Consider the following 14,612-nt stretch of genomic DNA (forward strand, 5'->3'; position numbering starts at 1 on the left):
TAAGGCGCGGTGGCCCGCTGAGGGCGAGGATGCGAAGGCGCCAGGGTTCCGCCATACCGGTGTTGTATGGCGGGTTCCTGGCAACGCGCGCATCGTCGCCCTCAGCGGGTCGGCACAATAGGAGCGTGACGCGTGCTTTGGTGATCGAGAACGACCCGAAGGCTGGGATCGAGCGGCTGGGGGACTGGCTGGCCGGTGGCGGGCTGGAGCTGGAGATCCTCCGGCCGCACGCCGGAGACCAGCTGCCCGAGGACCTGTCAGGGTATGTGGCCTTCGTGGTGCTGGGCGGGGCTCAGGACGCGTTCGGCGCGCCGGACGGTACGCCGGGCGCTCCGTGGTTCCCGCAGGTCGAGCGGCTGCTGCGGAAGGCGGTCAAGGACCGGGTCGCCACGCTCGGGGTCTGCCTCGGCGCGCAGCTGCTCGCCCAGGCGATGGGCGGCACGGTGGGCCGGGCGAAGAACGGGCCGAACATCGGTGCCCGGTTCGTGGCCCGGCGCGACGCGGCCGAGCGTGATCCACTGTGGGCCGCCGTGCCGCTCGGGCCGGACGCGATCCAGTGGCACTTCGACGAGGTGACGGAGCTGCCGCTCAACGCGACGCTGCTGGCCGCCTCGCCGCGCTGGCCGCACCAGGCCTTCCGGGTGGGGGATCGGGCGTGGGGCATCCAGTTCCACATCGAGTGCGGCCTGGAGACCATCGCGACCTGGGCGCGGAACGACGCGGGGACCCTGGCGGAACTCGGTACCGATCCGGAGACGGTCATCGCGGAGTGCGCGGCCGTGATGGGCGAGGTCGAGGAGACGTGGAAGCCGTTCGCCGAGCGGTTCGCGGCGCTGGCGACGGGGAGGACGCCGGGGCCGCTCACCCTGATCGACCTGCCGCCACGCTGATGCGGCCCGCCGATCCCGACCTGGCTGCCCGGCAGCTCCAGCGCCTGAGCGAGGCGGGGATCAGTGGCGTGCCCAGCCCGCGCCTCCTCGCGGTACTGGGCGCTTCGGCCACGCTCGGCGACCACCTCGTGGCCTGCCCCGACGACCTGCCGGCACTGGACGTGGCGCTGCCGCGTACCGGTGACCTGCGGCGGGACTACCGGCGGGCGCTGCTGCGGATCGCCGCCGACGACCTGACGGGTACGGCGGACACCGAGGCCACGATGGCCGCACTGTCCACACTGGCCGATGACACGCTCGGGGCCGCGCTCGGCCAGCACGAGGGCCTGGCCGTCATGGCGATGGGCAAGTGCGGGGCCGGCGAGCTGAACTACGTGAGCGACGTGGACGTCATCTTCGTCGCGGAAGGCGACCTGAACGAGGCCGGGCGCAACGCCGCCGAGATGATGGCGAAGTGCGCGGCCGCAGCCTGGCCGGTCGACGCGGGGCTGCGGCCGGAGGGGCGGAGCGGGCCGCTGGTCCGGACCCTGGCCAGCCATGCTGCCTACTACCGGAAATGGGCGCACACCTGGGAGTTCCAGGCGCTGCTCAAGGCGCGGTTCGCGACCGGGGACGCCGAGCTGGGCCGGGCCTGGCTCGACGACGTGACGCCGATGGTGTGGCGGGCCGGCGACCGGCCCAACATCGTCGAGGACGTGCGGGCGATGCGGCGCCGGGTCGAGGCGCACAACCGGGACGGCGAGCGTGAGATCAAGCTCGGGCCGGGCGGGCTGCGCGACATCGAGTTCAGCGTCCAGCTGCTCCAGCTCGTGCACGGCCGGGCAGACGAGAGCCTGCGCGCCGCCGCGACCCTGCCGGCGCTGCGCGCGCTCACCGCCGGCGGCTACGTGGGCCGTGCGGACGGCGAGACCCTCGAACGGGCCTACCTGTTCCTGCGGACCGTCGAACACCGCCTGCAGCTCCAGCGCCTCCGGCGGACCCACACGGTACCAGCTGACGAGGCCGGCCTGAGCTGGCTCGCCCGTTCGCTCGGCCTGAGCACCGAGAAGTTCGGGACCGAGTGGCGCCAGCACGCCCGCGAGGTCCGCCGGATCCACGAGAAGCTGCTGTACCGGCCGCTGCTGGAAGCCGTGGCGCGCGTGCCAACGGCAGGGCTGCGGCTCACCCCCGAGGCCGCTGGTGAACGGCTCGCGATCCTCGGGTTCGCCGACCCGCCGGGCGCGCTCCGGCACATCGAGTCCCTCACGGGCGGCGTGTCCCGGTCGGCGGCGATCCAGCGGACCCTCCTGCCGGTACTGCTCGACGAGTGGTCGGGGGCTCCCGTGCCCGACCAGGGTCTCCTGGCCTACCGGCAGGTGTCGGAGAAGCTGGGCGCCACGCCCTGGTACCTGCGGCTGCTCCGCGACGAGGGGCCGGTCGCGCTCCGGCTGGCCCGGCTGCTCGGCCTGTCCCGGTACGTGACGGAACTGCTCGGGCGGGACCCGGAGGCGCTGCGGCTGCTGGCCGACGACGCGGAGCTGGTACCGCGTACCAAGGAAGCTCTGCTGACCGGCATGGACGCGGCAGTCGCCAGGCACACCTCGGCGGAGACGGCGATCGCGGCTCTGCGCGCCCAGCGGCGCAGGGAGCTGATCCGGCTGGCCTTCGCCGACCTGCTCGGCTTCCTGGACCCGGTGACCGCGGGCCGCGCGCTGTCGGACGTGACCGAGGCGGTACTGGACGCCGGGCTGCGGATCTGCCAGCCGGGTGGCAGGTTCGCGATCATCGGCATGGGCCGGCTGGGCGGTGCCGAGCAGAGCTTCGGGTCAGACGCCGACGTGCTGTTCGTGTGCGACCCGGGCGAGGAGGCTGGCGGGCTGCGCGTCGCCGAGCAGCTGCGCGCGTTGTTCAGCGCGCCCTCGCCGGACCCGCCGCTGGTGATCGACGCGGGGCTGCGGCCGGAGGGGCGGCAGGGGCCGCTGTGCCGGAGCCTGACGGCCTACCGGCAGTACTACGACCGGTGGTCACAGGCCTGGGAGGCTCAGGCGCTGCTGCGGGCGAGGCCGGTGGCCGGGTCGGCGGAGCTGGGCGCGGAGTTCATCGCGGCCGCCGACCGGGTCAGGTACCCGTCGGGCGGGCTGACCAGGGAACAGGTCACCGAGATCCGGCGGATCAAGGCCAGAGTGGACAGTGAGCGGCTGCCGCGCGGCGCGGACCCCGCGACCCACGTGAAGCTGGGCAGGGGCGGCATCGCCGACATCGAGTGGACGGTGCAGCTCGCGCAGCTCCGGCACGGCATCCGGGGAACGTCCACACTGGACGCGCTGGCCCGGATGGACATCGCGGAGACGGAGAAGACCGACCTGCGCGACGCGTGGCTGCTGGCCAGCCGGATCCGCAACGCGCTCATGCTGATCCGTGGCCGGCCGAGCGACCAGCTGCCCCGGCACGGTACCGAGCTGGCCGGCGTCGTGCGGGCACTCGGCCGGACCGGCGACCCGCAGGTCTTCCTCGACGAGTACCTGCGCACGGCCCGGCATGCCCGGCAAGTGGTGGAACGGGTGTTCTACACCTGACTCGGCGCTCTGCCGTTGATAGCAGGTTATGAATGGGTCTGTCCCGGGTTTCGGGGAAGCATAGTTGCCCTCCCCAATATGGGCATATGTTCCGGCTTGGGTGGCGGGCAGAGTGCGCGCCTCCCAGGGCCGGGAACCGCCCGGTCCCCTCTAACAGGGGAGGAACGTCTTGAAGCCGTACAAGAGACTCCGAGCCGTAGTCGTCGCCACAGCACTGGCCGCCGCGCTGCTCAGCAGCGTCGCCCCAGCGATGGCCGCCGACGGTGACCCGGGCACCGGTACCACCGGCGCCAGCCTGGAGACCCCGGTCACCAGCGACGGCACGCCCACGTTACTCACGCCCGGCACGGAGAACGTCCAGTCAGAAGACAGCTTCGAGGGGACCGGCATCGAGACCGGTGACACGGACATGACCCTCGCCCCGCCGTCGGAGCCCGCTATCGGGGACGACTCGATCATCGGGGCCGACAACCGGTACCGGGTCAACCCGACGACAGGGTTCCCGTCCCGGGCCGTCGCCCTGATCACCTTCGACGGCGGCCGGTGCACCGGCTGGCTGTACGGCAAGGACATCGTCGCCACCGCCGGGCACTGCGTGCACTCGGGCGGCAGCGACGGAGCCTGGAAGAGGAACGTCCGCGTGTGGCCCGGCTACAACGGCACCACGGCCCCCTACGGCTCATGTACCGCCAAGCGGCTGCACTCCGTCAGCGGCTGGACGTCGAGCAAGGACAAGCGCTACGACTACGGCGCCGTCAAGCTCAACTGCACCGTGGGCAACACGACCGGCTGGTTCGGCTACTGGTGGCAGTCGGCCAGCATGACCGGCCTGTCCTCGCGGATCTGCGGCTACCCGGGTGACAAGCCCAAGGAACAGTGGTGCTCCAACGACTCGATCCGGGTCACCCACCCGCTCCAGCTCTTCTACCAGAACGACACGGTCGGCGGGCACAGTGGCAGCCCGGTGTACCAGCTCCGCGCTTCGGGCTCGTCGTTCTGCTCCGGCTGGTGCGGCATGGCCATTCATGCCTACGGCGTCCACAACGGCGCGCCGTGGAGCACGAACAACAGCGGTACCCGGATCACGGAGTCCCGCTTCACCAACCTCAAGGGCTGGAAGGACGCGGCCTGACGATGCCATGAACTGATGCCCGGCCGGGCGCGGATCCGTCCGCGCCCGGCCGCGGCGCGGGAAGGGGTGTGCGATGCGGGTACTGGTGCTCGGGACCGTGATCCTGCTGGTGCTGGCGGGTTGCACGAAGGAACGGCCGACCAGCTCGGATGATCCGTCGCCACGTGTGTCGGGGTCGCCGATGTCGGGGACGGTCACGGGCCGGGTGCTCGACAGTGGCCGGCCGGTGGCGGAAGTGAGCGTCCGGCCCGAGCCGTTGTTCACGCCGGCGCCAGCGATCCCGGAGCTGCTCGTGGTGACCGACGCCGAGGGGCGGTATGTGTGGTCGCTGCCGGCCGGGCGGTACCGGATGACGGCACGGCTGGGGGAGCGGTCGGCACAGCCGGTGGACGTGACGGTGGTGGCTGGGGAGACGGTGACCGCGGACCTGCTGTTCTAGGGCGAGGCTGGAAAGGTTGTGCCGTAAGGGTTTGAGATGAGTCACATTCCTGTGTGGACCGGTTCCCTGGTGTTGGCGGCGCGCATGATCAACACTTGCTGAGTTCATGATCATCTTGCGAGACCCGTAGCGGATCCGTAGAGGAGCAAGGAACTCATGCGCAAACTCGTACCGGGCCTGGCGGCAGCCGTCACCGCGACCGTCGCGGCCCTGTCCTTCGGGGGACCGGCCACCGCCGCCACCTCCTGGACCATCGACCCCTCCTGCGCCACGGTCACCGGGCCGGCCAGCCTGACCTACACGAAGAACGCCGGTGCCACGCTGACGCCGACGACGGTGCACGGCGCGCCGATCACCTACACGTCGGGCCTCACCGCACTCGACAGCGCCAACACGCTGCTGTCTGTGCAGGCCGTGACGGCCAGCGGCACGACCACCCGCACCGTGTACCGCTCCACCGACGCCGGCTGCACGTGGACGGCGATCGGCACCCTCCCGACCGGCCAGACCGTCAAGGCGACGGCAGGCAAGGGCGGATACGGCTACCTGTGGTCACAGCCAGGCGGCACCGGGGTGTACCGGGTCGCCGGCACCACGGTCACCCAGGTCACCGACCCGACCGTGACCGAGCCGGCCACCGACGGCTCGCAGGGCTTCGCCGGCTTCGGTACCGACCCGGCCAACGGGCTGCACGTCTTCGCCTCCCGCACCGACGGCCAGGTACTCGAGTCGGCCGACGGCGGCGTGACCTGGGCCAAGCGCGGCACCCCGATCGCCACCGACCTCGTCTACCAGGTCTCCTTCGACCCGGCGAACCCGCTGCACGCCGTGGCCGGCTCGGCGCGCGACGGCGTGTTCACGACCTTCGACGGCGGGCTGAACTGGGCCAGGTACAGCAACATCGACCAGACCAACCACCCGGGCAGCGCCTACGGCGTGAACGTCTTCCGGGTCGCGATCTCCCCGGCCAACCCGAACCTGGTGTGGGCGACCGGCCTCGACCTCAGCCAGATGACGGCGGACACCGACCAGGGCCGTCACGTGTACCGGTCGCTCGACGGCGGCCGGACCTTCGAGCCGCTGATCCACCACAACGACACGCCCGGCGTGTTCCTCACCAACTCGATCCCGCTCTACCCGCACGCGACCGACCCGAGCGTCGTGTACTTCGCGTACGGCGACAACTATCTGGGCTACGGCACCGACGTGTGGAAGTACAACGGGGTGACCGGCGAGCTGGTCAAGACACACAACCCGTTCCACGGGCTCGAGGCTGTGGCGTTCAGCCCGGTGAACCCCTCGACCGTGTACTTCGGCCTGGCCATCGAACCGTAGGTAGTGCCGGCCCGCTGAGAACGAGTCTGGACTGCGCATCGATGCTTGCCAGATCCGCCCCCTCAGCGGGCCACCTCAGGTCAGATCACCTGCGAAAACCGGGCGCTCATACTGGTGCGATGAGCGGACATCGCGGAGATGGCTGGGTGAGGGCCTTCGAGGAGGCCAGCAGGCGGATGCAGCTCCCGGCCGGCGGGAGTGTCGCGAGCGCCTGGGAGTCGATGCTGGCCGTGTTCGGCATCCCGCTGTGGTGCGTGCTGGTGCAGGGGCAGCCCAGGGAGACCGCCGAGGGCATCCGGACGGTACTGGAGCTGCCCGAGGACGTCGTCATGCTCGGCGTCGAAGGGATGCTCCGCAACGGCAGCGAGCTGACGGCGTTCGTCGGCGGGCACGCCATCACGCTCAAGGAGTGGCGCGACGGCCGGGTGGTGTTCCACGATCCGCTGCCGGGTGGCCCGTTCCTGGCCGGGGCTGTCGCGGAAGGCGAGCACTACTGGTCGGTGGCGGCGAAGGACCTCGGGTCCGTCCTCACAGGACTGCTCGTGCTGCCGGTCGCGTGGCTGGAGGCCTTCGGGGAGACGGCGGCTGTGCGGTTCGCAGAGCTTCCGGGTACACAGTTCTGGTCTTTCTTCGGGGTGACCGAGACGGGCCGTGAGGAGAGCGAGTTCGGCGGCGTGGAGGTGCACGCCGAGCCGGGGAACTTCGCCGAGCACGTCGAACTTTCCTTCACCGTGGGCAGGGGCGACCGCGTCACGCACGCCGCCCTGTCGATGAGCCGCGAGTGGGTGACCGGCGGCGGGGCCAACCCGCTGGCCCTGGACATCACACGGAACTTCGTCGCCGCCGTGCTGCCCCCGCGTGACGTGCCGGCCGCGGCGCCCATCCTCGCGGGCTTCGACCCGGCCGGGCTGGGCGGGCTGTGGCGGACGGCGGAGTTCCAGGAGAGCATCGCCGGGGACGTGCTGCTGGTCTACCTCGGTGAGCATCCGGAGATCGCGGTGACGTTCGGGCTGTCGGAGCTGCGGCTGGACGAGTCGGAGGGCTGGCTGACGGTCGAGGTCGCCATCTTCTGAGCCGGTCCGGGGCGATGGCCGGGGCTGGGAGATCGTCCAGAGTGGCAGGATCGCCCGATGGAGTACAAAGAGGTGATCCGGCGGCGCAGGATGGTGCGCAGGTTCGCGGACCGGCCGGTCGACCCGCAAGCCGCAGAGCGGATCCTGGCGAGCGCGCTGCGGGCTCCGTCGGCCGGATTCGCCCAGGGCTGGGCGTTCCTGGTGCTGACAGAGCCCGCCGACCTGGAACGCTTCTGGCCCTTCGTGCCGAACCAGGTCAACCACATCCCCGAAGTACGCAACGCGCCGCTCGTGGTCGTGCCGCTGGCCAGCCAGGACGCCTACGTCCAGCGATACGTGGAGAAGGGCTGGCCCGAGGACTCCGCCGACCGGTGGCCCGCGCCCTACTGGTACATCGACGCGGGCATGGCCACGCTGCTGATGCTGCTGTCCGCTGTGGACGAAGGCCTTGACGCGCTGCTGTTCTGGCTGATGCCCGAAGGCGTGAGCGCTGCCGCCGAGAACCTGACGCCCGCACACCTCGACGCGTTCAAGGCGGAGTTCGGCGTCCCGGCGGAGTACGCGCCGCTCGGTGCGATCGCGATCGGCTACCGCGCGGAGGACCTGGCACCACAGGAGCAGTCCGTCGCCGAGCGGCGCAAGGACTCGGCGAGCCTCTTCCACCGTGGTCACTGGGGGAAGGTCGCTTCCGGGCCGTCAGCTTGAGATTTTGTACCTGCCGCGAGCTGGCGTCTTCGCTGCCGTCCACCCGTCGCTGCCCGGGGCGAGCGAGCCACCCGGCATGGTGAGGAACGGCGAGTAGCGGATCCTGACGAGGTGCTCGCCGGGGCCGGCGGCGTCGAACGTGACCGAGGTGTCGTCGGAGCTGACGTAACCGTCCACAATGGGCGACGGGTCGGCCACGGCGTACAGGCGCCAGTGCTCGCCGCGCCACACCTCGGTCAGGTACGGCAAGCCGGAGCGGATGAGCTCCGCTTCGGGCTTGGCCAGCCAGGACAGCTCGGCGTCGGGGAGCGCGACGTGGCTGACCGCGTTCCCGCGCAGCCAGGCGCGGTAGTTGTCGCTGGTCAGCTTCTCGCCGCCCGGGAGCTTCTCGTACATGATCGGGTTGCGCTGCACGTCGAGCTGCCGCAGCCAGCCCCGGGCGAGCGGCGCGACGTACGCCGACTCCCAGTAGTCGCGGGTGGGGACGACCTCGATGCGGGTGGCCCCGAGCCTGGTCAGTTCGGTGGTGAGCGGCGTGAAGTACTCGCGGCGGCTCGCGGGGTTGCCAGCGTCGCCGAGATCGGCGAGGACGACGGGCGGGGCCGCGACTGCGAGGGCCCCGACGAGCAGCGCGAACTCCGCCCGCAGCCAGCCCGGCGCGACCGGCGTACGGCCAGGGGATCGAAGCGGGGCGAACGCGACCAGTACCGGGATCGCGAACATCGTGGCCAGGCGCGTCGCGTTCAGGCCGACGGGTGTCGGGAGGGCGTAGGCGGCCAGGACCCCGGCGGCGGAGAGGGCCGCGCCCAGGCGAAGCACGGGAAACCGGCAGCTGGCGAGGACCGCGATGCTGGCGATGGCAGCGCCCGCCGCGTCCTTGACGCTCATGTTCATCGTGCCGCCCTCACCGAACAGGACGCCCGTGAAGATCATGGGGACGGCGGCGGAGACAGCGAGGACCGCGCCGGAGAGCCGCGACACGGTGAAGAAGACGGCGACGCCCGCGAGCCCGGTGAAGAGCCCGGCGACGGGGGACGAGGCGGAGGCCAGGAGCGCGAAGAGACCCGCGAGGGCGGCGGCCGCCCGGGTCCGGGACGAGAGCGCGGCGAGCGCGAGCAGGCCGAACATGATGCCGAGCGCGTACGTGACCCGGCCAGAGGCGAGGTTGCCGGCCACACAGAAGGCACCGGCTACGGCGCCGAGGGCGGGGCGGACGGCGTTGTGCCGGGTCAGGAGGTAGGCGAAGGCCGCTGAGGAGACGAGCAGGGACGCGACGGCGACCGCGGGTACGCCGAACGTGCCCATCAGCGCCGACGAGACGAGCGAGTAGCCGAACTGGTTGATCCCGCCGTACCAGCGCAGGTCGATCGGCGTCCAGCCGTGCGCGGCGAAGAAGTCCGCCCGGGCGAACTGGGCCGACAGGTCGGTACCGAGCGGCGGGGCGAGCAGGTACGCGACGGCCAGCACCATCGCGACGCCCAGGGCCACGACGCCGGGTGCTGCCTGTCCCCGCCGCAGGCCGGCCAGGGCCCGCCGCACGCCTGGCACGCTCCGTCTCATGGTCGACAGTCTGGCAGCATGGTCGGCGTGCGGAGCAGCCGAGATACCGATGGTGTGGCGCGACTGGCTGTGAGCCGGTGGGCCGGGTTCGCTGGCGCCGTAGGGCTCGCGGCCGCCGGTTACGCGGGCGGCGCGCTGCCAGAGGCGAACCTGCGGTCGACCCTCGGCAGCATCCTGCGCGACCAGCCGGGTGCCGTGGTGCTGTTCCTGGCCGGGGCCGGGCTGCTCTGCTGGGCGTGGGCCCGGCTGGCGAAGACAGCGCTCACTGTCCGGTGGGTGCTGGTGACGGCCGCGCTGTGGGCCGTGCCGTTGCTCGTTGCCCCGCCGCTGACGTCCCGGGACGTTTATGCCTACGCGTGCCAGGGTGAGACGTTCGCGTCCGGGCTCTCGCCGTACGAGCAGGGCGTGGCGGCCCTGCCGTGTACCTGGCTCGACACCGTCTCCCACATCTGGCGGGACACCCCGGCGCCGTACGGCCCGGGCTTCGTCCTGATCGCCGGAGCGGTGGCCGGGCTCGCCGGCGGGAACCTGCTGGCGGCCGTGGCGCTGTTCCGGGTCGCGGCGCTGGGCGGGCTCCTGCTGATCGCCTGGCAGCTGCCGGTGCTGGCCCGGCGGTGCGGTGTCGCGGAGGACCGGGCGCTGTGGCTGGGCCTGGCCGGGCCGCTGACCGGTCTGCATCTCGTGTCCGGGGCGCACAACGACGCGCTGATGATGGGATTCGTGCTGGCAGGGCTGGCAGTGGCCGCTGGTCCGGCTGCGCGTGAGGTGGCTGGGCCGGACAGTAACTGGTGGCGCAGGGCGCTCGTGGCCGGAGCCCTGTTCGGGCTGGCCCTGTCGATCAAGGTCACCGCCGTCGTGGCCGCGCCCTTCGCAGCCCTGCTGCTCGCTCGCCCGGCCCGCTTCGCTCCGGCCGGGCCGCTCGCCGCCACGGGCGGCTACGGGCGCTCAACCCACGCCGTGCTGCCGCCCGGCTACCGGCCGGCCGCCGGCGCTACCGCGCCGGCTCCGCCGCCCTCTGAGCCCCAACCGCCCCCCCGCACAACACAAAGCCCCGAAACCCCACCCTCCCCTCCACAGCGCCTCACGCGGCCGTCCAGCGCAGAACTGACAGCCCTGCTAGCCCGACCCGCCCTCCTCATCGCCGCCACAGCAACCCTCACCCTGCTCCTGATCTCCGCGGCGACCGGGCTCGGGCTTGGCTGGCTCGGCGGGCTGGCCCGGAGCGGGGACTCCTCGCAGTGGACGTCACTACCCACAGGAGCCGGCTGGGGGCTCGACTATCTCGGCAAGCTGTTCGGCGTCCACGGGCTCGCGAAAACCACGGTCCCCGCTGCCCGTGCGCTCGCAGTTCTCGCCCTCGCCGCCATCCTCGTCACGCTCTTCTTCCGCACCCTGAAGAAGGCCAGCACCAGCACCGGCACCAGCGCCTCCCGGGACATCGTCGTCAGCGCCGGCTGGGCGCTGGCCTGGACGGTGCTGCTCGCTCCCGTGTTCCACCCCTGGTACGCGCTGTGGCCACTGCTCGTCCTCGCGGCCGGTGGTACGGCGTACAAAGAAATGGTTTTCGGGTCTGTGTTCCTGACTTTCCTCGTCCTGCCGGACGGGTTCAATCTCGCGCGCGTGACCAAGCTTCCAGGCTCGCTGCTCATGCTCCTGCTGGCGCTGGGTGGGACCATACTTCTGCTTCGGCGAGGAACGCGTGCCTGGGCTCGCCGCCGAGCCGCACACCGTCCACTGTGATCGAAGCGGTCTCGCTCGGCGCGTAGACCAGCTGGAGCCGGTTGGTGACCGGCCCCAGCGCGAACTCGGGGATCACCACGGCCCGCCGCGCCACCGGAGGCCCGATCTCGACCACGACCCCGCCACCCCGCGCGCTCAGCCCGCGCTCCAGATCCACGACGACCTGGACATCGTCATCCACCACGTATTCCGCGGCTTCCCACCGCACCACACCTGGCAGATCAGGAAAATGCCGCACGAAGTCTTCCACCAGCCACTGCCCCAGCTCACGGCTCGTGCAAAAGACAGAAACCTTTTCCTGGTACCAGGTGACGAGCGCACGCCCGGCACCCCGCTCCGACCAGTCCACCCGCCACGCGGAAGCCAGCGCGACGGGCCGGTCGCCGTCGAACAGCACAACGGCCGGGTTGGCTCCGGCGAGTCTCACGGACATGCCGCGCAATCTAACAGCCAACCCGGCCGGGCCACCGGCAGTATCTACTCGTCGTCTTTCCCGGGAACGGCCTCGTCCCGGATCCACGACAGGTACTCGTCGTTCCCGGCGATGATCGGGGTGCAGATGACCTCCGGCACGTCGTACGTGTGCCCGGTCCTGATGTGCTCTTCCAGCTCCGGGTAACGCTCCACAGTGGTCTTGAACCAGATCACGTACTCGGGAGCCGACTCGACGCTGTCCAGCCACCAGTACACGCTCGTGATCGGCCCGGCGATCTGCGCACAGGCAGCCAGCCTCGCCTGTACCGCGCTGCGCGCCAGTTCCGCCGCGGCCTGCTGGTTTGCCACCGTGGTCGAAACCTGGACGAATTCGAGAGCCACTTGCCGGAACCTCCTAGTCGAGGGGCGGGGCCGACAGATTATCGGGTAGCGTTACCGGCAGCGCGTACCAGGACGCCTCCCAGCTCGCGGCAAGCACTGTGTGCCCCTGGATTTTCCATCACCACGGAGGATCCACTCATGAACCTGGGCCAGCTGCGCTCCCAGTCCAAAGAACTCCGCCGCTCCTACAACGGCGGCAACCCCGCGGACACCACCCGCGTCCGCGCCGTCCTGCCACACGCCCGCGAGACCATCGCGCTCCGCGAGGCCCAGCAGGTGATCGCCGTCGAGGCCGGGTACGACGGCTGGCGGTCACTCGTCGCCGCGGCCGTCACCGAGCAGTCCGGCGGGAAGGACCTCAACCGCTGGTTCGCCGTCGAGCTGAACAACGCCGTGTGGGACCTGCTCGACAACGGCCTCGGCCCGCTGACGCCCGACTCGGAGAAGACCCAGACCCTGTACGCGGCCTACGCCTCCACGTACCACTGGCTCCAGGCGGGGAACGTGGCCAACCACGGCCGCGGCGAGTACACGATCGGCTGCGTCGCGGCGGCCGTCGGGCGGCTCGACCTGGCCGCCGAGCACCTCCACAGGTACGCCGATCTGATCGAGGCGTCCCCGGCGGCGTTCGCCGACTGGGACAGGGCGTTCGCCGCCGAAGGCCTGGCCCGCCTGGCCGCCCTGGGCGGCGACCGCGACGCCGCGGCCCTGCGTGCCGAAGCGGAACGCCTGACAGCCCTCGTCGCGGACCCCGAAGACCGAGCCATCTGCGAAGCCCGCCTCGCCTGGTAGCACCCCACAGGAAAGGCCCGATCCCTCACTCACGGGACCGGGCCTTTCCTCAGCTATCGCCTAGCAGTCGTAGTACATCGAGAACTCGTGCGGGGTCGGGCGGAGCCGGACCGGGTCGATCTCGTTGGTCCGCTTGTAGCTGATCCACGTCTCGATCAGGTCGGGGGTGAACACGCCACCCTCGAGCAGGTAGTCGTGGTCGGCCTCCAGCGCGGCCAGCACCTCGTCCAGCGAGCCCGGGACCTGCTTGACCTGCGCGTGCTCCTCCGGCGGCAGCTCGTAGAGGTCCTTGTCGATCGGGGCCGGCGGCTCGATCTTGTTCTTGATGCCGTCCAGGCCGGCCATCATCATCGCGGCGAAGGCCAGGTACGGGTTCGCCGACGGGTCCGGCACGCGGAACTCGACGCGCTTGGCCTTCGGGTTCGAGCCGGTCACCGGGATCCGGGTGCAGGCGGAGCGGTTGCGCTGCGAGTAGACCAGGTTGACCGGGGCCTCGTAGCCGGGCACCAGGCGCCGGAACGAGTTGATGGTCGGGTTGGTGAAGGCGAGCAGCGAGGGCGCGTGGTGCAGCAGGCCGCCGATGTACCAGCGGGCCAGGTCCGACAGGCCGCCGTAGCCCGCCTCGTCGTAGAACAGCGGCTCGCCGCCCAGCCACAGGCTCTGGTGGGTGTGCATGCCGGAACCGTTGTCACCGAACAGCGGCTTCGGCATGAAGGTCACCGACTTGCCGGCCTGCCACGCGGTGTTCTTGATGATGTACTTGAACAGCTGCACCTGGTCGCCGGAAGCCAGCAGCGTCGAGAACCTGTAGTTGATCTCGGCCTGGCCGCCGGTGCCGACCTCGTGGTGCGCCCGCTCGATGGTGAAGCCGGCGTCGATCAGGTTCGACGACATCTGGTCACGCAGGTCGGCCTGGTGGTCGACCGGCGGCACCGGGAAGTAGCCGCCCTTGTACTTGGTCTTGTAGCCCTTGTTGCCGCCCGGCTCCTCGCGGCCCGAGTTCCACGCGCCTTCCTCGGCGTCGATGAAGTAGTAGCCGGAGTGCGCGTTCGTGTCGTGCCGGATCGAGTCGAAGATGTAGAACTCGGCCTCGGCGCCGAAGAAGGCGGTGTCGGCGATGCCGGAGGAGGCCAGGTACGCCTCGGCCTTCTTCGCGACGTTACGCGGGTCGCGGCTGTAGGCCTCGCGGGTGAACGGGTCGTGCACGAAGAAGTTGAGCGCGACGGTCTTCTGCGCCCGGAACGTGTCGATGAACGCGGTGGTCACGTCCGGCAGCAGCAGCATGTCCGACTCGTGGATCGACTGGAAGCCCCGCACCGAGGAACCGTCGAAGGCCAGGCCGTCGGTGAAAACGCTCTCGTCGAACGAGTCGACCGGAACATTGAAGTGCTGCATGGTGCCAGGAAGGTCGCAGAAACGGACGTCGACAAACTTGACGTCCTCGTCCTTGAGGTACCTCAGGAACTCTTCCGGGTTCGTGAACACGTCGTTACTCCTTCGTGGGGCTGGCTGACGACGAGGTTACGGCCGGCTCGTTGCCCGGCCATGTCCCGGATGTTTCGAGGATGTTACGCC

Annotated in this window: 12 protein-coding genes and 1 pseudogene; 9 read left to right on the forward strand and 4 right to left on the reverse strand. The window is 70.7% G+C overall.

Translation table 11 applies throughout. The annotated features are described in order from the left end of the window. Positions 1 to 29: 29 nt before the first annotated feature. From A3G1_RS37775 to A3G1_RS0131335, 7 genes and pseudogenes are all read left to right on the forward strand, one after another. Positions 30 to 674, forward strand: a pseudogene (locus tag A3G1_RS37775) (type 1 glutamine amidotransferase); the annotation flags it as partial. A gap of 29 nt (positions 675 to 703) precedes the next feature. After that, on the forward strand, positions 704 to 3,445 hold the full coding sequence (locus A3G1_RS37780; RefSeq protein WP_483804277.1) for a bifunctional [glutamine synthetase] adenylyltransferase/[glutamine synthetase]-adenylyl-L-tyrosine phosphorylase: 2,742 nt from the start codon (positions 704 to 706) through the stop codon (positions 3,443 to 3,445). A 169-nt stretch (positions 3,446 to 3,614) separates the two neighbouring features. Next, positions 3,615 to 4,577, forward strand: a complete 963-nt coding sequence (locus A3G1_RS0131315) for a trypsin-like serine peptidase (RefSeq protein WP_018353453.1) — start codon at positions 3,615 to 3,617, stop codon at positions 4,575 to 4,577. A 73-nt stretch (positions 4,578 to 4,650) separates the two neighbouring features. Beyond that, a complete protein-coding gene (locus A3G1_RS0131320) occupies positions 4,651 to 5,016 on the forward strand; it encodes a carboxypeptidase-like regulatory domain-containing protein (protein WP_018353454.1) in 366 nt (121 codons plus the stop codon). Between the two features lie 156 nt (positions 5,017 to 5,172). Next, positions 5,173 to 6,351: a WD40/YVTN/BNR-like repeat-containing protein gene (locus tag A3G1_RS0131325; protein ID WP_018353455.1), complete on the forward strand. Its 1,179-nt coding sequence runs from the start codon at positions 5,173 to 5,175 to the stop codon at positions 6,349 to 6,351. A 119-nt stretch (positions 6,352 to 6,470) separates the two neighbouring features. Continuing rightward, positions 6,471 to 7,424 carry a hypothetical protein gene (locus A3G1_RS0131330; protein ID WP_157641538.1) on the forward strand — a complete coding sequence of 318 codons (954 nt, stop codon included), beginning with the start codon at positions 6,471 to 6,473 and terminating at the stop codon, positions 7,422 to 7,424. Positions 7,425 to 7,481: 57 nt separating this feature from the next. Further along, on the forward strand, positions 7,482 to 8,129 hold the full coding sequence (locus tag A3G1_RS0131335) for a nitroreductase family protein (RefSeq protein ID WP_018353457.1): 648 nt from the start codon (positions 7,482 to 7,484) through the stop codon (positions 8,127 to 8,129). Here the strand turns inward: A3G1_RS0131335 and A3G1_RS0131340 are convergent. Next, positions 8,121 to 9,599 (reverse strand): hypothetical protein, encoded by a 1,479-nt coding sequence (locus tag A3G1_RS0131340; RefSeq protein WP_083937255.1) that lies wholly within the window; start codon positions 9,597 to 9,599, stop codon positions 8,121 to 8,123. The two genes, A3G1_RS0131335 and A3G1_RS0131340, sit on opposite strands and share 9 nt — an antisense overlap. A 108-nt stretch (positions 9,600 to 9,707) precedes the next feature. Between A3G1_RS0131340 and mptB the strand changes: the two genes are divergently transcribed. After that, positions 9,708 to 11,429 (forward strand): polyprenol phosphomannose-dependent alpha 1,6 mannosyltransferase MptB, encoded by a 1,722-nt coding sequence (mptB, locus tag A3G1_RS0131345; RefSeq protein ID WP_051110727.1) that lies wholly within the window; start codon positions 9,708 to 9,710, stop codon positions 11,427 to 11,429. Here the strand turns inward: mptB and A3G1_RS41045 are convergent. Together A3G1_RS41045 and cutA are read right to left on the reverse strand one after the other, a co-directional pair. After that, positions 11,335 to 11,862, reverse strand: coding sequence for a hypothetical protein (locus A3G1_RS41045; protein WP_157641539.1), 528 nt, complete (start codon positions 11,860 to 11,862; stop codon positions 11,335 to 11,337). The genes mptB and A3G1_RS41045 overlap by 95 nt on opposite strands. A gap of 44 nt (positions 11,863 to 11,906) precedes the next feature. After that, positions 11,907 to 12,245 carry a divalent-cation tolerance protein CutA gene (gene cutA / locus A3G1_RS0131350; RefSeq protein WP_018353460.1) on the reverse strand — a complete coding sequence of 113 codons (339 nt, stop codon included), beginning with the start codon at positions 12,243 to 12,245 and terminating at the stop codon, positions 11,907 to 11,909. 138 nt (positions 12,246 to 12,383) lie between these two features. On the opposite strand from cutA, the gene A3G1_RS0131355 reads away from it, so the two are divergent. After that, complete coding sequence (locus tag A3G1_RS0131355; protein ID WP_018353461.1) at positions 12,384 to 13,037, forward strand: hypothetical protein; 654 nt, start codon at positions 12,384 to 12,386, stop codon at positions 13,035 to 13,037. Between the two features lie 60 nt (positions 13,038 to 13,097). On the opposite strand, the gene glnA is transcribed toward A3G1_RS0131355, so the two are convergent. Beyond that, the gene (gene glnA, locus A3G1_RS0131360) at positions 13,098 to 14,522 is read right to left on the reverse strand and encodes a type I glutamate--ammonia ligase (protein ID WP_018353462.1); all 1,425 of its coding nucleotides are present in this window, start codon (positions 14,520 to 14,522) and stop codon (positions 13,098 to 13,100) included. Between the last annotated feature and the right edge of the window lie 90 nt (positions 14,523 to 14,612).

It is taken from the genome of Longispora albida DSM 44784 (assembly GCF_000379825.1).
In the GTDB taxonomy this organism is placed as follows: domain Bacteria; phylum Actinomycetota; class Actinomycetes; order Mycobacteriales; family Micromonosporaceae; genus Longispora; species Longispora albida.